Origin of the sequence: Comamonas piscis (genome assembly GCF_014109725.1) — a bacterium.
GTDB lineage: Bacteria > Pseudomonadota > Gammaproteobacteria > Burkholderiales > Burkholderiaceae_C > Comamonas > Comamonas piscis.
In genome coordinates, this window is the sequence record NZ_CP058554.1 from 939,472 (window position 1) to 957,902 (window position 18,431).

Consider the following 18,431-nt stretch of genomic DNA (forward strand, 5'->3'; position numbering starts at 1 on the left):
GCCCCTGAGCACCACCATGACCACCTCTCCCCCTGTGATTGCCGCTGCCAACCCGGTAGCACCCGCCCCCGCACCGCGCCAGCGCCCGCCCGTGTTTGCCAGCGAGCAGGCCGCCTTGCAATCCGCCCAACAGCTGGCCGATACCTGGGCCGGCGATGCGGTGCTGCGCGACCGTGAGCGCCGCCTGCCCTGGGCAGAAATCGAGGCCTACAGCGACAGCGGCCTTTGGGCAATCACCGTACCGCGCGCCTACGGCGGCCTGCAGGCCAGCGCCTGGACGGTGGCGCAGCTGATCGCCACTGTGGCGGCAGCTGATGGATCGCTGGGTCATATTCCGCAAAACCATTTCTATGCGCTGGAGGTGCTGCGCGTGGGCGGCAGCGCGGCGCAGCAGCGCTTTTTCTACGAACGGGTGCAGGCGGGCGAACGCTTTGGCAATGCACTGTCCGAGATTGGCCACCGCGACTACCGCCGCCGCTCGCGGCTGGAGCGGGGTGACGCGGGTTGGGTGCTCAACGGCCGCAAGTTCTACTGCACCGGCGCCATCTTTGCGCACTGGATTCCGGTGCAGGCCATGCAGGTCATCGATGCGGCCCAGGATCCCGTCAGCGTGATGGTGTTTGTGCCGCGCACGGCGCCAGGCGTGACGGTGATCGACGACTGGGACGGCATGGGCCAGCGGGTCACCGGCAGCGGCTCGGTGCTGCTGGAGAACGTCGCCATCGACGAGGCCTGGATCGTGCCTTTCCAATCGAGCTTTGACAGCCCCAGCACCATCGGCCCGTTTGCGCAGATCATCCATGCCGCCATCGACCTGGGCATTGGCGAGGGCGCCTTGCGCGCCACCTTGCCCTTTGTGCGCAACCAGTCGCGCGCCTGGGTCGATGCCGGTGTGGCGCAGGCCAGCGACGACCCCTTGACCCTGCAGGCACTGGGCAATGTGGAGCTGCGCCTGTTTGCCGCGCGTGCGCTGCTGCGGCGCGCGGGCAGCCTGGTGGATGCTGCGCAGCAGGAGCCCACGGCGCATACGGTGGCTGCGGCCTCGGTCGCTGTGGCGCAGGCACGTACCTTGGCGCATACGGCCGGCTTGCTGGCCGCCAACAAGCTGCTGGAGCTGGGCGGCACTTCGGCCACCTTTGCCGAGCATGGCTTTGACAGCTACTGGCGCAATGTGCGCACCCATACCTTGCATGACCCCGTGCGCTGGAAATACCATGCCATCGGCAACTATGCGCTGAGCGGCGTGCTGCCCCCGCGCCACGGAGCACTGTGATGGCGGCACCCCACAGCGCGCGGGCGCCCATCATCCTCAATGCCTTCAATATGGCCAGCGTTGGCCATATCAACCATGGGCTGTGGACGCATCCGCGCGACCAATCGAGCCACTACCACCGGCTGGACTACTGGACCCGCCTGGCCAAGGAGCTGGAGCGCGGCCTGTTTGACGGCCTCTTTATCGCCGACATCATCGGCGCCTATGACACCTACCAGCAGTCGGTCGATGTGACCCTGCGCGAATCGGTGCAGCTGCCCATCAACGACCCGACCCTGGTGGTGCCCGCGATGGCGGCGGTGACCGAGCACCTGGGCTTTGGCGTGACGGTCAACCTGAGCTATGAGCAGCCCTATCTGCTGGCGCGGCGCTTTTCTACCTTGGACCACCTGACGCAGGGGCGCATTGGCTGGAACATCGTCACCGGCTACCTGGACTCCGCCGCGCGCGCCATGGGCCAGCCCCAACAGCTGGCGCACGATGCGCGCTATGACCGCGCCGATGAGTTCATGGACGTGCTTTACCAGCTCTGGGAAGGCAGCTGGAGCGACAGCGCCGTGCTGCGCGACCGGGCAGCACGTATCTATGCCGACCCGCAGCAGGTGCGGCGTGTGCAGCACAGCGGCCCGCACTTTCAGGTCGATGGTTACCACCTGAGCGAGCCATCGCCGCAGCGCACGCCTGTGCTGCTGCAGGCAGGCAGCTCCGGCCGGGGCCTGCAGTTTGCTGCGCGCCATGCCGAATGCGTGTTTATGGCTGTGCAGGACAAGGCCTCCACCGCTGCGCTGGTGCGCCAGTTGCGTGCAGAGGCGGTGCGTGCCGGCCGCCAGCCGGGCGATATCAAGGTGCTGGTGGGCATGACCCCCGTGGTGGGCGCCACCACGCGCCAGGCCCAAGAGAAGTACGAAGAGTACTGCCGCTATGCCAGCCCCGAGGCTGCGCTGGCGCATTTGTCTGCCACGGCCGGCATTGATTTTTCCACCTACGAGCGCGACACGCCATTGCTGCAGCAGCACCGCAGCAATGGCATCGAGAACTCGATCAAGCGCCTGGCCAATGGCCGTGAGGACTACCGCTTGGGCGATCTGCTCGATGAGCTGGCGCTGGGCGGGCGCTATGCCACCGTCGTGGGCGATGCCCAGCAGATTGCCGACGAGATGCAGTCCTGGGTCGAGGAGGCCGGTGTCGATGGCTTCAACCTCGCCCGCACCGTCGTGCCCGAATGCTTTGGCGACTTTATCGACCTGGTCGTCCCCGAGCTGCAGTCGCGGGGCCTGCACAAGAGCGCCTATGCGCCCGGAACCATGCGTCACAAGCTGTTTGGCCTGGGGGACCGCCTGCCAGCCCACCACTATGCGCAGCAGTTTCGCCAGCCCGCCCAAGGTGGTGGTGCCCAGGCATCGCCATCTCTCTCTACCCAACACGCCCAGGCATTGGCTTGATCGCTCCCCAGGAACTCCTATGTCCCAGAATCCATCTTCTCCGCTGCCAGGCCAACGCCGGCGTTTTCTGTCCTCGTCGCTGGCAGCAGGCGCCGCACTGGCCACGGGGGCCTGGCGCAGCACGGCCCAGGCAGCGGTACCGGTGACGACCAAGGTGCTGAAAGTGGGGGTCACCTCGGGCCCGCATGAGCAGGTGTTCGAGGCGGTCAAAAAGGTCGCCGAGCGCGACTACGGCCTCAAGATCGAGATCGTGTCTTTCAGCGACTATGTGATGCCCAATGCCGCGCTGGATGCAGGCGACCTGGATGCCAATAGCTTCCAGCACGGCCCGTTTTTGCAGGCGGCGATCCGTGCGCGTGGCTACAAGCTGGTGGGGTTTGGCCGCACCTGGGTGGGGCCGATTGCGCTGTTCTCCAAGCGCTACAAGCGGCTGGCCGATGTGCCCGTGGGTGCGCAGATTGCGCTGCCCAATGACCCGGCCAATGGCGGGCGTGTGCTGCTGCTGTTGGAGAAGGGTGGCCTCATCAAGCTCAAGCCCGGCATCGACCCGATCAAGGGCGTGTTTGCCTCGACCCAAGACATCACCGACAACCCGCGCAAGCTGCGCTTTGTGGAGCTGGAATCCCCCATGCTGGTGCGCGCGATGGACGATGTGGAGCTGGCCGCCATCAATGCCGACTACGCCTACAAGGCGGGGCTCAATCCCACGAAGGACTCGCTGCTGGTTGAGGGCGGCGACAGCCCCTATGTCTGCCTGATTGCGGTGCAGGAGAAAAACCGCGATGCGCCCTGGGTGCCGCAGCTGGTGGCGGCCTACCGCACCGACGAGGTGCGCAGCTATATCCAGCAGGCCTTCAACGGCGTGGTCCTCCCTTCGTGGTGATTTCCACGCTGCTCCCAGCGATTAACGACACCGGTTATGACTGACAAGAAATACATGCATGTCAACGCGTTCAACATGAACTGCGTGGGACATATCCACCACGGGCTGTGGACGCACCCGCGCGACCAGTCCACCCAGTACCACACGCTCAAGTACTGGACCGACATCGCCAAACTGTTGGAGCGTGGCCTGTTTGACGGCCTCTTCATCGCCGACGTGGTGGGCTACTACGACGTCTACCAACGTGGGGTGGACCTGACCCTGCGCGAGGCCATCCAGCTGCCGGTGAACAACCCCTGGCTGCTGGTATCGGCGATGGCGGCGGTGACCGAGCATCTGGGCTTTGGCCTGACGGCTACCGTCAATGCGCACCAGCCCTACACCTTTGCCCGCGATGTCAGCACCCTGGACCAGCTGAGCAATGGCCGCATTGGCTGGAACATCGTCACCGGCTATGTGGACAGCGGCGCACGGGGCCTGGGCCAGGACGGCTTGGCCGACCATGACAGCCGCTACGACCGCGCCGACGACTTTCTGGCGCTGGCCTACAAGTTCTGGGAAGGCAGCTGGGAGGACGGCGCCGTGATCGCCGACAAGGCACGCCGCATCCACACCTTGCCGGACAAGGTGCACCCTGTGGTGCATGACGGCCCCTTCTACCGCGCCAATGCCATCCATATGAGCGCGCCATCGCCGCAGCGCACGCCGCTGCTGTTCCAGGCCGGCACCTCGCAGAGGGGGCTGCAGTTTGCCGGCCAGCATGCCGAGGGCATTTTTATCGGTGCGCGCACGCCGGAGGCCGCAAGGGATGCCTCGCGCAAGCTGCGTGCCGCTGCCGTGGCCGCCGGGCGCAGGCCCGATGACATCAAGATCTATGTGGGCGCAGCCGTGGTGGTGGCGCCCACCCAGGCCGAAGCCGAAGAGAAATACGCCGACTACCTGGCCTATGCCAGTGCCGAAGGCGGCCTGGCGCATTTTGCAGCCAGCACTGGCGTGGACTTTGCGCAGTACGACCTGGACGAGCCCATCGTCTACGGCCAGGGCAATGCCATCCAGTCGGCCGTGCAGGCCGCCCAGCAGCAGGGCCTGACCACGCGGCGCAAGCTGCTTGAGCAGTTCAGCCTGGGCAGCCGCTACAACACCATCGTCGGCGACCCGCAGCAGGTAGCCGATGCGCTGGAGCGCTGGATCGATGTCGGCGAGATCGATGGCTTCAATCTCACCCGCATCGTCGTGCCCGAGACCTGGGAGGACTTTGCCAGCCTGGCCGTGCCCGAGCTGCAGAACCGGGGCCGCTACCGCACGCGCTACGAAGAGGGCAGCCTGCGCCACAAGCTGTTTGGCCGTGGCGATGGTCTGCCCGCCAACCACCCTGGCGCGCAGCAGCGCCGATAAGTCCCTCCAAGAATTTTGAAAGTCACCATGAAGTTGTTCCCCTCTCTGACAGCCCTGCTGCTGTCGTTTGCCACCCTGGGTACCGCCCAGGCCCAGCCACTGCGCATCGGCGTCACGCCTGGGTCGCTCGCCGATTCGGCCCAGATTGCAGCGCGCGAGGCCAAGGCCCAGGGCCTGGAGGTGCAGATCGTTGAGTTCACCGACTGGACCTTGCCCAATACCGCTTTGGTCAATGGCGATCTGGACCTGAACTACTACCAGCACCAGGCTTTTCTCGACACCTTCAACCGCGAAAACCGCCAGGACCTGCGCGCCGTGGCCGTGGGCTCGCGGGGCAATATCGGCATCTTCTCCAAGCGCTACAAGAGCTTGGACAGTCTGCCCACGGGCGCCAGTGTGGCGCTGGCCAATGACACCTCGAACCAGGCGCGTGCCATTGCCACCTTGCGCGATGCGGGCCTGGTGACCCTGCGCGCCAATGCGCCGCAGCTGGCCCAGATCGACGACATTGCCAGCAACCCCAAGAAGCTCAAGTTCATCGAGGTGGCTGGGCCCCAGTTGGCGCGGGCGCTGGATGATGCGGACATCACCGTCGTGAGCCTGGGTGGCCTGCTGCAGGCGGGCCAGCTGGAGACCGCTCGCCAGGGCCTGTACTACAGCGTGGGATCGGATGCCTTCTGGGCCATCCACTTTGTCACCCGGGCCGACAACGTGAAGGATGCGCGGGTGCGCAAATTTATCGATATCTACCAGCAATCCCCGGCGGTACGCCAGCAGATCCATGCCACGTACGCCAATGAAAGCCGCTTCTACAGCCTGCCCTGGCTGAAGTAAGCCAGCCACCCACTGAAGGAAAGACGATGACGATGTTTGCGCTGAAAAAATACCTGCTGGCGCTGGGCGCCGGTGCCGTTATGGCTACCGCCGTGGCCGCTCCGCTGAAGATCGGGGTCACGCCCGGCTCGCTGGCAGATTCGGTCCAGGTCGCTGCCAAGGAGGCCCGCCAGGCGGGGCTCGATGTGCAGGTGATCGAGTTCACCGACTGGACCACGCCCAACACCGCGCTGGATGCGGGCGATATCGATATCAACTACTTCCAGCACCAGGCCTTTTTGGACAATGCGATCCGCGACCGGGGCTACAAGATCGAAAGCGTGGGAGTGGGCCTGCTGCCCAATATCGGCCTGTATTCGAAGAAGCATGCAGCGCTGGCCGATATCCCCGCCGGCGCCTCCGTCGGGGTGGCCAATGACCCCGTCAACCAGGCCCGGGGCCTGTTGCTGCTGCAAACGGCCGGGCTCATCACCCTGCGCCCCGGCGTGGGCGCCAAGGCCAGCGTGAACGATATCGTCGCCAACCCGCGCAAGCTCAAACTGCTGGAGGTGGAGGGCCCGCAGCTGGTGCGGGCGATCGACGATGTGGCGTTGGCCCAGGGCTATCCGGCCCATCTGGTCAACGCCGGCCAGCGCGAGCTGGCCAGCCGCGCGCTGCTGTATTCCACCGTCGATGACCTGTACTACGCCATCCGCTTTGTGGCCCGCAGCGATCGCAAGCAGGACCCGCGCATTGCGCAGTTTGTGCAGCTCTACCAAGCATCGCCGGCTGTTGCCAAGCAGATCAGCGCCTCGTTCGCCGATGACGCCAAGCTCTATTCGCTGCCTTGGAAGAACACCGCCAAGGCCACGCCATGACCGAGGCCACGCTGATACGGACGGTGACTGAGGCCGCCGAGGCAAACGACCCGAGCCTGGCCGATCTACGGAAGCGCTTTGCGCCGGTGTTTGCGCGCATTGCCGAGGGTGCCGCCGAGCGCGAGCACAGCCGCAGCTTGGCCCATGCGCCGCTGCAATGGCTGCGCGAGAGCGGCTTTACCGCCTTGCGCCTGCCCCAAAGCCTGGGCGGCAGTGGCGCATCGTTGGAGCAGTTGGTGGCCTTGTTGGTGGACCTGGCCGAGGCGGACCCCAACCTGACCCAGATCCTGCGGCCGCATTTTCTGTTTGTCGACCGCGTGCTTTACCAAGGCACGCCGGAGGCGCAGCGCCACTGGCTGCCCTTGGTGGCCCAAGGCGCCACCTTTGGCAATGCCACCACCGAGGTGGGCGAGGGGGCCGTGGGCAGCCTGCAGACCAGCTTGGTGCCCGACGATATGGCGCCTGGCCAATGGCGGCTGAATGGCCAGAAGTTCTACAGCACCGGCAGCTTGTATGCCGACTGGATCAGCGTGCTGGCGCGCGCGGTGGTGCCGGGCCAGCCCGACCAGACGGTGCATGCGCTGGTAGCGGGGGATGCGGCCGGTGTGGAGCGGCTCGATGACTGGCGCGGTTTTGGCCAGCGGTTGACCGGATCGGGCACCACGGTGCTGCGCGATGTGCAGGTGCCGGCGCATGCGGTGCTGCAGTTCCGCTCCGGCGAGCCTTCGCCCATCGTGGCTTTTGCGCAGCTGTTCCACCTGGCGAGCCTGGCGGGTATCGCCCGCGCGCTTAGCCGCGACACCCTGGCCTATGTGCAGGCGCGCCGCCGCGTCTTCAGCCACGGCGCAGCGGCCTTGCCCAAGGACGATCCGCTGGTGCAGCAGATCGTGGGCCAGCTTGCCAGCACCGCCTATATGAGCGAGTTGGTGGTGCGCGATGTGGCGCAGGCGCTGGGCCCCATCCTGCGCAGTGCCGAGGCGGGCCAGGCGCGCGCCGACAAGGCCCAGCTCGATGCGCTGGAGCTGCGTGCCGCCCAGGCCCAGGTGGCGGTGGTGGATGCGGTGCTGCAGGCGGCGACCCGCATGTTCGATGTGGGCGGATCGAGCGCGTTGGCCGAGGGCCTGCGGCTGGACCGCCACTGGCGCAATGCCCGCACCCTGGCCTCGCACAACCCCGTCATCTACAAGGCCAAGTCGGTGGGCGACATGCTGCTCAACGGCGCGGAGCCGGTCTACTTCTGGCAGGTGGGCCACGCAGCAAAAAACGCATAAGAACATGAGATTTCATTCCTTGGCCTGCGGCGGCGCAGTGGTTGTAATGGTTGTCTTGACGCTGGAGGCAGCGACCCGGATAGGCCGGGCCCTGGCCCCCTGCGTGTGAACGACTGGAATGAACATGAGCCGCATCTTGAAAACCGTCATCGTCAATGGCAGCCTGGGCAAGCCTTCGCGCACCCGCAGCCTGCTCGATAGCCTGCACTTGCAACTGGGCCAGGCGCTGGGCCAATCTGCCCAGGCTGTGCGCCTGGATGTGCGCCATATCGACCTGGTCGATCTGGTGGCCGATATCGGCCCGGTGCTGTACAAGGATGCGCTGTCCGCCCAGGCGCGTGCCGCGTTGGAGGCGATCGAGACAGCAGACTTTTTGATCGTCGGCTCGCCCGTGTTCCGGGGCAGCCTGCCGGGCCTCCTCAAGCACCTGTTCGATTTGGTGGACCAGCATGCGCTGCAGGGCACGCCCGTGCTGCTGGCGGCGACCGGCGGCAGCCCGCGCCATTCGCTGGTGCTGGACCACCAGCTGCGCCCGCTGTTCGGCTTTTTCTCGGCATTGACCTTGCCGATCGGCGTCTATGCAACGCCCGAAGACATCCAGAACGGTGTGGTGGTCAGCGAAGCGCTGCACAAGCACATCGCGCTGGCCGTGGGCCTGGCGGTGCCGGTGCTGAGCGCGCTGGCGCACAGCCAACGTAGCAGCCAACCTGCCTTGCATGCGCTGGAGCGCCAGGCCGCCTGAGCGCGTTCAGGCTTCTTTTTAACAGCCATCCGCCTGCATGCGCTGCCGGCGGGCTGGCGCAGCATGCCCTGCGGCGTCTGCTGCACGCCCCTTGCCTTGCAGCCACCCTGACCCTTTGCCATGGCCTCTACCTCATCCCCACCGGAGCTGTTCTGGTTCCTGCCCACGTCCGGCGACACCCGCTACCTGGGTGCCTCGGATTTTGGCCGCCAGCCCACGCCCGAGTACCTGCGCAGCATTGCCACCACCAGCGAGAACCTGGGCTACGACGGCCTGCTGATTCCGACTGGCAGCTCTTGCCTGGACCCCTGGGTGGTGGCATCCAGCCTGGTGGCAGTCACCCAGCGCATCAAGCTGCTGGTGGCGCTGCGCACCTCGCTGGGCATGCCGGTGCCCAGCGCTCGCCAGGCTGCGACCTTGGACCAGGCGCTGGCCGGGCGCCTGCTGCTCAATGTGGTGCCCGGGGGCGATGCCACCGAGCTGGAGGCCGATGGCGTGTTTCTGGCCCATGACGAGCGCTATGCCTATGCCGATGAGTTTCTGAGCATCTGGCGGCGCCTACTGGCCGGCGAGACGGTGGACCACGAGGGCAAGTACTTCAAGGTCAAGCAGGGCAAGAACTTTTTTGAGTCAGTGCAAAAACCGTACCCGCCTTTGTACTTTGGCGGCTCCTCCGATGCCGCCCATGACCTGGCGGCCAAGCATGTCGATGCCTACCTGACCTGGGGCGAGCCGCCCCAAGCCGTGGCGCGCAAGTTTGCCGATATCCGGGCGCGTGCCGCCGCTGCCGGCCGCCAACTGCGCCTGGGTGTGCGCCTGCATGTGATCGTGCGCGAGACCAATGAGGAGGCCTGGGCCGATGCCGATCGCCTGATCAGCAAGCTGACCGACGAAGACATTGCCAAGGCGCAGCAGAACTATGCGCGCATGGATTCGGTCGGCCAGGCGCGCATGGCAGCCTTGCATGGCGGCAACCGCCAGAAGCTGGAGGTTGCACCCAACCTCTGGGCCGGTGTGGGCCTGGTGCGCGGCGGTGCCGGTACCGCGTTGGTGGGCGATGCGGCCACCGTGGCCGAGCGCCTGCGCGAGTACATGGAGATCGGCGCCGATACCTTTGTGCTGTCGGGCTACCCGCACCTGGAGGAGTCCATCCGTTTTGCCGAATTGGTGTTTCCGCTGCTGGGCAAGAAGAGCGTGACCACCGCGCGCTCGCAGACCGGCGGCGCGTTTGATGTTCGTGGTGTTCAACAATTTAAGGAGTCGGCTTCATGAGCCTGCCCGTGATCGATATGCGCTGCCGGCCAGCGTTTTTGCACAACTTTTTTGGCGCAACGCCCGGCTCGCCCGAGCATGACACCGCCCGCTGGTTGAACCGGCGCGTGGGTACGAGGGGCAGCGATACGCACTTTGAAGAATCGCTGACCCAAGACGGCTTTTTAAAGGCGGTGCGCGATGCCGGCCTGAGCCAGGCCGTGGTCGTGGGGCGGCATACGCCCTCGCAGCACCTGCCCAATGACACGATCCACCAGATCGTGCAGGGCCATAGCGAGTTGTTGGGCATTGCCGGGGTCGACCCAGTGCTGCAGGGCGAGCAGGCGGCGCTCGACGAGATCGAGCGCGCCATCAAGGTGCTGGGCCTGCGCGGCATCGACCTGGAGCCCGGCTTTGGCGACCCGGCCCGCCACCCTGATGACCCCGTCTACTGGCCCATCTACGAGCGTGCGCAGGCACTGGGCGTGCCGGTGTTTTTGATGAGCGGCCCGACCACGCCGGAGCCGAGCTTTAGCGACCCGGCGCGCCTGGCCAAGGTGGCGCAGGCCTTTCCCGATCTGCCGCTGGTCGTCTACCACGGCTACTGGCCGCGTGTGCAAGAGGCCATTGGCCTGGCCTTCCGCTATGCCAATGTCTACCTGGTGCCAGACATGTATGTGTTCCAGCCCGGCAGCCAGGCCTATGTGCAGGCGGCCAACCAGTTCCTGGGCGACCAGCTGCTGTTTGGCTCGTCCTATCCCTTCCGCCCCATCCGCCAGAGCATCGACGACTTTCTGGCGCTGGGCTTTGACGAGGCTGTGCTGCCCAAGCTGCTGCATGGCAATGCGGCGCGCATTTTGAAGCTGTAACGGTTCTGCAGTCGGTCGCAGCCGGCCTGCTGTCTTCCACCCCCCAAGGGCTCCTCGTGCAGGAGCCCTTTTTGCGTCGAATTTCCTGGTTTACCCTGATTCGATTGTCAACAGAGTGTTAATGAATCTACAACAAATGTTTCTTAATGTTTTGTTAACTTAGGCATCGATACATTTTTTAACGTCGTGCCGATAATGGCGCCTTTGGTTTTGCGCTGAAAAATCTGTTCTTTGTGGGGTGGCCGAACGCTCTATGCAAGGTCGTCCTGCAAAGAAATTTTTTTGCCCAAGCCAATCGATTTTGTCTATTGCTGATAGTTTTTATATTGGTGGAAGGGAAAAACAATGACTTATAAAAAATGGTGGATGCGCGCACTTGTCGGTAGCGCCAAGGCCAAGGCAGCCGTGCTGCTGATGGCTGCCTCGCCGCTGGTTGCGCTTGCGCAGTCGGCGGATGTTCAGATTACCAAATCCGGTCCTTCGTCGGCTCTGGGCGGTACGCCGGTGACCTATGTGCTGGAGATGGACAACAACGGCCCCAATGCAGCGAATGGCGCCCAGTTTCAGGATGTGCTGCCTGCCGGGCTGACGAATGTGACGGCGCTCTGCACCTTGGCGTCGGGTGCTGCCAACTGCCCGGCCGACCTGGCGGTGGTCAATGGCGTGGTGTCCGGTACCTTGGCCACTTTCCCCAACCAGGGCAAGGTACGGGTGGAGATCCAAGCGCGTTTTGGCGTGACGGGGCCGAGCACCCTGACCAATACCGCTACCATTGCCCCGCCAGCGGGAGTGACCGACCCGGTCCCCGGCTCCAACAGCAGCTCCATCAGCACGGCGATGCGCTATGAGGTGAACCTGGCGGTGACCAAGGTGCAAAGCAGCGACACCTACCAGAACGGGGTGCCGCTGACCTACACCATCACCTTGCGCAACAATGGCGAGGGCGCTGCGGATGGGGTGGTGTTGTACGACAGGCTGAGCAACAGCTTTGTCAGCCACATTGGCGCCAACCTGGTGTTCAACCAGTGCACCTCCAGTGGCGGTGCGCAATGCCCGGACAATGCCAGCTTTCCCAATCGCAGCGGTAGCAATGACTACAGCCCGGTGTTCAACGCCACAGTGCCTGCGTTGCCGCCCGGCGGTGCGCTGGTCGTCACCTACACGATGACGCCTTATCTGGTGCCCAATGCCGCATGCGGTCGCCCAGCAGGCCAGCTGTTCAACCAGGTCTCGATCCAGCTGCTCGATGGCATGGTGGACACCACCCCAGCCGACAACGAGCAGACGGCCATCCTGCAGGTACCGGGCACGCCTGACTGCCTGCAGACGGATCTGCAAGTGACCAAGAGCCAGGATCCTCCGGTGCCGACCATCGGCGACCTGGTGACCTACACGATGACGGTGACCAATGCCGGGCCCAACGTGGCCAACGGCGCCAATATTGCCGATGTGATCCGCACCCATGGTGGCTCGGCCAACTACTTCAACATAGCTGCGCAGTTCATCAGTTGCTTCCCCGAGGCTGGCGCGGTGTGCCCTGACAATGCAGCGTTTCTGAACCCGACGGGCAATGCCTCGTCCGCCGTGCTGTTCAACACCCCCGTGCCGAGCTTGCCGGTCAACGGGCGGCTGACCATCATTTACGAGGTGCGCAGCAGCTTCAGTGGCAGCATTCCCTGCGGTCGCAGCTTGGGTGGTTTGAACAATGAGTTCTCGGCGAACCCGCCCGACAACATGAGTGACTCCAACTACGGCAACAACCTGGCATCGGTGGGTATCCTGGTGCCCGCCACGCCTGCATGCCCCAGCACCGACCTGGCAGTGACCAAGAGCCAGAGCTTGGATGTCTACCAGCCGGGTGTGCCCGTGAACTACACGATGACGGTGATCAACAACGGCCCGGCAGCGCTGGATGGTGCTTATATCGCTGATCGCCTGATCCCCTTTGAGTTGGCCAACAGCCTGGATGTGCAGTCGTCTGTGATCAGCTGCACGGCTGCCGGTGGGGCGGTCTGCCCGGCGGCATCGGCGTTTCCCGCGCCTTATTCCGGTAGCCTCAACAGCTACAGCAGCCCCTTCCAGGCGGTGGTGCCACAGCTGCCCGTGGGCGGTTCGCTGACCATCAGCTACAGCCTGACCTACAACTATTCGCGGGGCAGCTGCGACTGGCCCTCGGGCTACCTGGTCAACGAGTTCTCGGCAAACCCCGGTGATGGCGTAGACGAGGCCACGCCCTTTGACAACGTGGCGACCACCACGATGCAGCGTTTCAGCTGCTCGAATGTGTCGGTCAACAAGGCGGTCAACCCGGTGACGGCCACCAGTGGCGCGGCGGTGACCTATACGGTGGACATGCACAATGCCGGCCCTGCGGATACCAGCAATGTGCTGTTCTCGGACCCGCTGCCGGCTGGCGTGGTGTTCAGCAATGCCAGCTGCAGCGTGCTGGTGGCGCCTGCGCAGTGCGGCGCTTCGGTGGACTACGACCCGGCCACCCGCACCGTGAGCAGCGTGGTGACATCGCTGGGCAATGGCGGCGCGGTGCAGTTTGTCATCCACACCACGGCTGGTGAACAGCCCGGCACCTACACCAATACCGCCTATGCTGCTGTGCCTGCCGGCGTGATCGATCCGATCCTGGCCTCCAACCAGAGCTTTGTGAACCTGCAGATTTTTGCGCCGACCATCACCAAGACGGTGACCAAGGAGATCGCGGGCCTGCCCGCCGGTCTGCCTCAGGCGATGAGCTTCAGCGGCAGCCTGACCTGCGGCACCCAACCCGCGCAAACCTGGACGGCCACCGTGGCCGCTGGCGCCACCAGTGGCAGCAGCGCCGCGCTGACGGTGTTCCAAGGCGATAGCTGCACGGCTACTGAGGACACGCCTCCGGCAGCGCCGGTCGGTTATGGCTGGAACGGCGCACCAGTGATTGCGGAACAGCCCGAAGGCTTTACGGTGACCAACCGCCTGCAGCGCCTCACGGGCGGCCTGCAACTGACCAAGCGCATCAGCGGCGCGGCGGCAGGCGTTGCGGCCGTCAATGGTGCCTTTGACTTCTCACTCGACTGCGGCGTGGATGGTGTGCATACCGCCAGCGTGACCGTGACCAATGGCCAGGAGGCCAGCGTCCATCTGGCCGATCTGCCGGCCAATGCCAGTTGCACGGTCAGCGAGACGGGAAAGGCTACTGCGCCTGCTGCGTACCGCTGGGCTGCGCCGGTTTTCAGCGCCAATCCGGTGGTGGTGCCTGCCGGCAGCGATGTGGCGATCAGCGTCACCAACCCGCTGACCATCGATGGCAGTGTGGTTGATCCGATTGACCCGAATAACGGCAATATCGGCAAACCCCGTGCTGTGCCCGTGGGCAGCCCCTGGGCCTACTTGGTGTTGACGGCCCTGATCGCCGGCTTGGGCATGGCGCGCAAAAAGCGCCTGCTGTAAGCGCTCAGCGCCTAGGCGCTGGAATCCCCAAGACCCGTGCCCGGCCGCATCAGCAGCCGGGCACTTTGGCAAATGCGGCCGCCAGATGGTCGATCAGCGCCCGCACCGCCGGCAGCATGCCCCGGCGCGAGGCGAATACCGCATGCACCGCCTCCTTGCGCGGCCCCCATTCGGGCAGCACTTTGACCAAGGTGCCTTTCTCCAGCTGCTCGTGCACCATGATCATTGGCAGCTGCACGACGCCCAGGCCGGCCATGGCCGCGCTGCGCAGTGCCACCATGTCGGTGGTGATCAAACGCGGCTGGTGGCTGATGTGGATGCTGGGCAGGCTGTCATGTTCGAGCTTCCACACAAACTGCTGCTCCGGCGAGCCCAGCCAGAGGCTCGGCCATTGCGACAGATCGGCGGGGCTGCGCACAATGCCCTGGCGCGCGGTGAGGATGGGGCTGGCCACCAGGTGCTGGGCATGGACTGAGAGCATGCGCACCGACAGGTCGCTGTCTTGCAGCGGCATGGTACGCACGCGGATGGCCAGGTCAAAGCCCTCGCCAATCACATCGACGGCGCGGTTGGTGGCATCGAGCTGTACCGTGACTTCGGGGTACATGACCATGAAATCGGTCAGCATGCGCTCGACCAGCTCATGGAGCAGGGTGATGGGGCAGCTCAGCCGCACAACGCCCCGGGGCTGGGACTGCACCGCATCGATGCTCAGCTGCGCGGCCTCGGCCTCAACCAGCATGGCCTTGCAGTGCTGGTAGTAGGTCTGGCCCAGTTCGGTGACGGCGAACTTGCGCGTGGAGCGCAGCAATAGCCGAACGCCCAGGCGCTCTTCCAGCAGCGCGATGCGGCGGCTGAGCTTGGACTTGGGCATGCCCAGCGCTCGCCCGGCGGGCGCAAAGCCGCCATGGTCGACGACCTGGACAAAGTAGAACAAATCATTCAGATCGACATGCTGCATGCGGCACCCGGCGAGGTTGGGAAGGGAGAGGTGATCGTTCACAAAATAGAACTATCAAGGCAGATTATGCCGTCTACCGCTCTCAGCGTTTCAGCCTCAGAATAGCAATACAGCCTCTGACACCGAGATCGGAGGCCAGACAGGAAACCCCATGAAAAACGTTCTGCATGTCCAAGACGCACCCCGCCAGCACTGGGTTGGCGACGGCTTTCCCGTGCGTTCGCTGTTTTCTTACCAAAGCCACGGCAAGCTGCTGAGCCCCTTTTTGCTGCTGGATTTTGCCGGCCCGGCCGAGTTTGCCCCAGCCAGCGCGCCGCGCGGTGTGGGCCAGCACCCCCACCGGGGCTTTGAGACCGTGACCATCGTCTATGACGGCGAGGTGGCGCACCGCGACTCGACCGGCCAGGGGGGAGAGATTGGCCCCGGCGATGTGCAATGGATGACGGCCGGCGCCGGCATTCTGCACGAGGAGTTCCACTCGCCTGCTTTTACCGCGCAAGGCGGCAAGCTGCGCATGCTGCAGCTCTGGGTCAACCTGCCCGCCAAGGACAAGGGCGCAGCCGCTGGCTACCAGGCCATCGTGCAATCGCAGATCCCTGCAGTGGCCTTGCCCGGTGGCGGCCAGCTGCGTGTGATTGCTGGCGATTACCAAGGCCAGCAAGGCCCTGCCAAGACCTTCACGCCGATGCATGTCTGGGATGTGCGTCTGGTGGCGGGGGAGAAGCTGGAGCTGGACCTGCCCGAGGGCTGGAGCACGGCGCTGGCCATTGTGCAAGGCACCGTGCTGGTCAACGGCAACGAGGTGGCCCGCGAGGCGCAGCTGGTGGTGATGGCCCAGGAAGGTAGCCGCCTGAGTTTGGAAGCCAATGGCGATGTGGCCTTGCTGTTGATGAGCGGCGAGCCCATCGACGAGCCCATCGTTGGCTACGGCCCCTTTGTGATGAACAGCCAGCAGGAGATCGTGCAGGCGGTCAATGACTTCAACAGCGGCAAGTTTGGCAGCATGCAGGCTTGATGACGGGGGCTGAGATGGCCCGATAGGCTCCCTCCCAGCGGGCCATAAAAAATGGACACCTCGGTGTCCATTTTTGTTGTGTAGCTTGCCGGGGGCGGCAGCTTACCAATTCGCCTTCATGCGGTCATAAACCCAGTCGCCAAAGCGGCGGTGCGCTTGCGGCGTGTAGTTCACCAGGTCGGAGAACAGGAACTGGTCGATCTTGGAGGCATCCACCAGGGTGTCGGCGGTGCACAGCGAAGAGTTGATCTGGTTCAGACCAATGTTCAGGCCGTTGGTCGGGTCTGCGGTGGTGCAGGCCGGATCGGTGTAGTTGGTGAAGCTGTAGTTGCCGGGGTTGCCGGTCATCGAGTTGAAGTAGAACTGCGCATCGGCGTAGAGCACTTCGGTTCCCGACAGACCGAACAAGGCGTTCAGCAGACCGTTGTTGAAGGCGGTGGTAGCAGCTTCCAGCGTGGAAGAAGGCTTGGGATCTGCGCTGGGTTGGGCGTTGTCCAGGCCGATGGCCCACAGGGTGCGGCCCAGGTTGGGGGTGCCCACGGACAGGATGCGGGGCGCGCCTGCGGTGTTGAGGCGGCGCACCTGGGCAGCGAGCTGCTGGCCAGCGGTGGTCATGTCGGCCAGGTACTGGTCGCGGGTCTTGGTGCCAGCAGCGTATTCGTTGTAACCGGCAATCACGTCGCTCATGCCGCCGCTCATCAGCACAAACTGGGTGCTGGTGAAGGTCGGGTTGGCAGCGAGGTAGCTGTCGATCTGGGAGGTGATGGAAGGCGCATTGGTCACGCCGGTGGCATCGGCTTGGGACACGCGAGCATTGCCGTAGGCATAGGCGGTACCGCCGTCCTTGGCCGCCGTGACCGTCAGGTCGTAGCGGTAGGCGATTTCACGGGTCCAGTTGTTGTAGCTGCCATTGCTGACCGAGTAAGGGCGGCCATTGGGGTTTTGGCCCAGGTCGGACAATGCATCACCGAAAGTGATGATGCTATCGGGGCGAATTGAGTTTGCGGTTGAGCTCGATCCGCAGGCCGCCAAAATGGCCACCGAGGCAGCAGCCACGGCGGTCAACATGGTACGGCGCATCCAGTTTGCTGCCATGAGAGTTCCTTAGTAAGTAGTGCGTAGTGTAGCGAGGCTGACCCTGGCCACCAAGGCGATGAGGTAAAGAGTGGTAAACGCTGGGGATGCTGGGCCGATCAGCCGGCAGCCGCTGCGCGCTGCAAACGGTCGCTGACGCCTTCCCAATCTGCCGTGTCCGGCGGGGTTTCGATCCAGATGAGTCTGGCGCCCCAGTCGTCAAAGTCGCGCAGCAGGCCAAACAGCTCGTGGGCCGCCGCCATCGGGGCGTGGGGCATCGGCTGCAGGCGCAGCTGTGTGCTGCTGCTGTGCAGCGGACTGCGGTGGTAAATGGCGATATGCCGTGCATCGGCGCCCAGCACATCCAGCGCCGATTGCAGCTGCTTGGCATCCATCAGCCGCAGCTTGGCGCTGGGCGCGTAGTGCGCCAGCAAAGTGCCGGAGGTGCGCGGGGTATCAGCGGTTAGCTCCTGCATCGACAAGGGGCGGGTGCCGCAGGCACATGCGATATCGTCGCGGGTGATGGCGCCGGGGCGCAGCAGCACCGGTACGCCACGCGTGCAATCGACAATCGTCGATTCAATGCCGATATCGCAGGCGCCGCCGTCGAGCACCAGCAGGCCATCGCCAAACTCAGCGGCCACATGCGCGGCCGTGGTGGGGCTAACGCGCCCAAACTTGTTGGCGCTGGGCGCCGAGACGCCCCAGACCGGCGGATCAAGCTGCTGGCAGGCGTGCAGCACGGCTTGCGCCACCGGGTGCGAAGGGCAGCGCAGGCCCACGCTGTTCTGGCCTGCGGTGGATGCATCGGCCGCACCGGGCTGGCGCGGCAGGATGAGGGTGAGCGGCCCGGGCCAGAAAGCATCGATCAGCTGCTGGGCAAACACCGGCACGGCCTTGGCATAGCGCTGCGCGCCGGCGGCATCGGCCACATGCACGATCAGCGGGTGGTCGGCAGGCCGGCCCTTGGCGCTGAAGATCTGCGCCACGGCGGCATCGTTGTCGCTGTCGGCGGCCAGGCCGTAGACCGTCTCGGTCGGCAGGCCAACCAGTTGCCCCGCCTGCAGTGCCAGCGCCGCAGCGCGCACCGAGGCGTCGAGCTTTCCATCCAGTATCACAGGCG

At 64.8% G+C, this 18,431-nt stretch carries 15 protein-coding genes; 12 read left to right on the forward strand and 3 right to left on the reverse strand.

The annotated features are described in order from the left end of the window. The first annotated feature begins 16 nt into the window (after nucleotides 1–16). The 11 genes from HS961_RS04295 (at nucleotide 17) to HS961_RS04345 (ending at nucleotide 14,258) form a co-directional block, all read left to right on the forward strand. Nucleotides 17–1,273 (forward strand): SfnB family sulfur acquisition oxidoreductase, encoded by a 1,257-nt coding sequence (locus HS961_RS04295; RefSeq protein WP_182326539.1) that lies wholly within the window; start codon nucleotides 17–19, stop codon nucleotides 1,271–1,273. Further along, entirely contained in the window at nucleotides 1,273–2,715 is a 1,443-nt protein-coding gene (locus HS961_RS04300; RefSeq protein ID WP_182326540.1) for an LLM class flavin-dependent oxidoreductase, read from the forward strand. Before HS961_RS04295 ends, HS961_RS04300 begins: the two co-directional genes overlap by 1 nt. Nucleotides 2,716–2,734: 19 nt before the next feature. Continuing rightward, a complete protein-coding gene (locus tag HS961_RS04305) occupies nucleotides 2,735–3,598 on the forward strand; it encodes a MetQ/NlpA family ABC transporter substrate-binding protein (RefSeq protein WP_182326541.1) in 864 nt (287 codons plus the stop codon). A gap of 36 nt (nucleotides 3,599–3,634) precedes the next feature. Further along, nucleotides 3,635–4,993 carry an LLM class flavin-dependent oxidoreductase gene (locus HS961_RS04310; RefSeq protein WP_182326542.1) on the forward strand — a complete coding sequence of 453 codons (1,359 nt, stop codon included), beginning with the start codon at nucleotides 3,635–3,637 and terminating at the stop codon, nucleotides 4,991–4,993. A 27-nt stretch (nucleotides 4,994–5,020) separates the two neighbouring features. Continuing rightward, complete coding sequence (locus HS961_RS04315; RefSeq protein WP_182326543.1) at nucleotides 5,021–5,827, forward strand: MetQ/NlpA family ABC transporter substrate-binding protein; 807 nt, start codon at nucleotides 5,021–5,023, stop codon at nucleotides 5,825–5,827. A gap of 32 nt (nucleotides 5,828–5,859) precedes the next feature. Continuing rightward, nucleotides 5,860–6,684 carry a MetQ/NlpA family ABC transporter substrate-binding protein gene (locus HS961_RS04320; protein ID WP_182328117.1) on the forward strand — a complete coding sequence of 275 codons (825 nt, stop codon included), beginning with the start codon at nucleotides 5,860–5,862 and terminating at the stop codon, nucleotides 6,682–6,684. Next, nucleotides 6,681–7,955 carry an acyl-CoA dehydrogenase family protein gene (locus HS961_RS04325; protein ID WP_182326544.1) on the forward strand — a complete coding sequence of 425 codons (1,275 nt, stop codon included), beginning with the start codon at nucleotides 6,681–6,683 and terminating at the stop codon, nucleotides 7,953–7,955. The genes HS961_RS04320 and HS961_RS04325 overlap by 4 nt, the downstream gene beginning before the upstream one ends. 124 nt (nucleotides 7,956–8,079) lie before the next feature. After that, nucleotides 8,080–8,697, forward strand: coding sequence for an NAD(P)H-dependent oxidoreductase (locus HS961_RS04330; protein ID WP_182326545.1), 618 nt, complete (start codon nucleotides 8,080–8,082; stop codon nucleotides 8,695–8,697). 120 nt (nucleotides 8,698–8,817) lie between these two features. After that, entirely contained in the window at nucleotides 8,818–9,969 is a 1,152-nt protein-coding gene (gene ssuD, locus HS961_RS04335) for an FMNH2-dependent alkanesulfonate monooxygenase (protein ID WP_182326546.1), read from the forward strand. After that, nucleotides 9,966–10,817: an amidohydrolase family protein gene (locus HS961_RS04340; RefSeq protein WP_202883139.1), complete on the forward strand. Its 852-nt coding sequence runs from the start codon at nucleotides 9,966–9,968 to the stop codon at nucleotides 10,815–10,817. Before ssuD ends, HS961_RS04340 begins: the two co-directional genes overlap by 4 nt. 345 nt (nucleotides 10,818–11,162) lie before the next feature. Next, a complete protein-coding gene (locus tag HS961_RS04345; protein ID WP_182326547.1) occupies nucleotides 11,163–14,258 on the forward strand; it encodes a DUF5979 domain-containing protein in 3,096 nt (1,031 codons plus the stop codon). A 49-nt stretch (nucleotides 14,259–14,307) separates the two neighbouring features. On the opposite strand, the gene HS961_RS04350 is transcribed toward HS961_RS04345, so the two are convergent. Further along, the gene (locus tag HS961_RS04350) at nucleotides 14,308–15,219 is read right to left on the reverse strand and encodes a LysR family transcriptional regulator (RefSeq protein WP_182326548.1); all 912 of its coding nucleotides are present in this window, start codon (nucleotides 15,217–15,219) and stop codon (nucleotides 14,308–14,310) included. Between the two features lie 151 nt (nucleotides 15,220–15,370). Between HS961_RS04350 and HS961_RS04355 the strand changes: the two genes are divergently transcribed. Next, nucleotides 15,371–16,234: a pirin family protein gene (locus HS961_RS04355; protein ID WP_182326549.1), complete on the forward strand. Its 864-nt coding sequence runs from the start codon at nucleotides 15,371–15,373 to the stop codon at nucleotides 16,232–16,234. 102 nt (nucleotides 16,235–16,336) lie between these two features. Here the strand turns inward: HS961_RS04355 and HS961_RS04360 are convergent, their stop codons facing one another. Both HS961_RS04360 and HS961_RS04365 read right to left on the reverse strand, forming a co-directional pair. Beyond that, the gene (locus HS961_RS04360) at nucleotides 16,337–17,329 is read right to left on the reverse strand and encodes an SGNH/GDSL hydrolase family protein (RefSeq protein ID WP_182326550.1); all 993 of its coding nucleotides are present in this window, start codon (nucleotides 17,327–17,329) and stop codon (nucleotides 16,337–16,339) included. Between the two features lie 98 nt (nucleotides 17,330–17,427). Further along, a complete protein-coding gene (locus tag HS961_RS04365; RefSeq protein WP_182326551.1) occupies nucleotides 17,428–18,426 on the reverse strand; it encodes an L-threonylcarbamoyladenylate synthase in 999 nt (332 codons plus the stop codon). Between the last annotated feature and the right edge of the window lie 5 nt (nucleotides 18,427–18,431).

Bases quoted from the DNA above. Each gene is read 5' to 3' on its own strand.
- HS961_RS04295 (WP_182326539.1), top strand. From the start codon at position 17: ATGACCACCTCTCCCCCTGTGATTGCCGCTGCCAACCCGGTAGCACCC.
- HS961_RS04300 (WP_182326540.1), top strand. From the start codon at position 1,273: ATGGCGGCACCCCACAGCGCGCGGGCGCCCATCATCCTCAATGCCTTC.
- HS961_RS04305 (WP_182326541.1), top strand. From the start codon at position 2,735: ATGTCCCAGAATCCATCTTCTCCGCTGCCAGGCCAACGCCGGCGTTTT.
- HS961_RS04310 (WP_182326542.1), top strand. From the start codon at position 3,635: ATGACTGACAAGAAATACATGCATGTCAACGCGTTCAACATGAACTGC.
- HS961_RS04315 (WP_182326543.1), top strand. From the start codon at position 5,021: ATGAAGTTGTTCCCCTCTCTGACAGCCCTGCTGCTGTCGTTTGCCACC.
- HS961_RS04320 (WP_182328117.1), top strand. From the start codon at position 5,860: ATGTTTGCGCTGAAAAAATACCTGCTGGCGCTGGGCGCCGGTGCCGTT.
- HS961_RS04325 (WP_182326544.1), top strand. From the start codon at position 6,681: ATGACCGAGGCCACGCTGATACGGACGGTGACTGAGGCCGCCGAGGCA.
- HS961_RS04330 (WP_182326545.1), top strand. From the start codon at position 8,080: ATGAGCCGCATCTTGAAAACCGTCATCGTCAATGGCAGCCTGGGCAAG.
- ssuD (WP_182326546.1), top strand. From the start codon at position 8,818: ATGGCCTCTACCTCATCCCCACCGGAGCTGTTCTGGTTCCTGCCCACG.
- HS961_RS04340 (WP_202883139.1), top strand. From the start codon at position 9,966: ATGAGCCTGCCCGTGATCGATATGCGCTGCCGGCCAGCGTTTTTGCAC.
- HS961_RS04345 (WP_182326547.1), top strand. From the start codon at position 11,163: ATGACTTATAAAAAATGGTGGATGCGCGCACTTGTCGGTAGCGCCAAG.
- HS961_RS04350 (WP_182326548.1), bottom strand. From the start codon at position 15,219: ATGCAGCATGTCGATCTGAATGATTTGTTCTACTTTGTCCAGGTCGTC.
- HS961_RS04355 (WP_182326549.1), top strand. From the start codon at position 15,371: ATGAAAAACGTTCTGCATGTCCAAGACGCACCCCGCCAGCACTGGGTT.
- HS961_RS04360 (WP_182326550.1), bottom strand. From the start codon at position 17,329: ATGGCAGCAAACTGGATGCGCCGTACCATGTTGACCGCCGTGGCTGCT.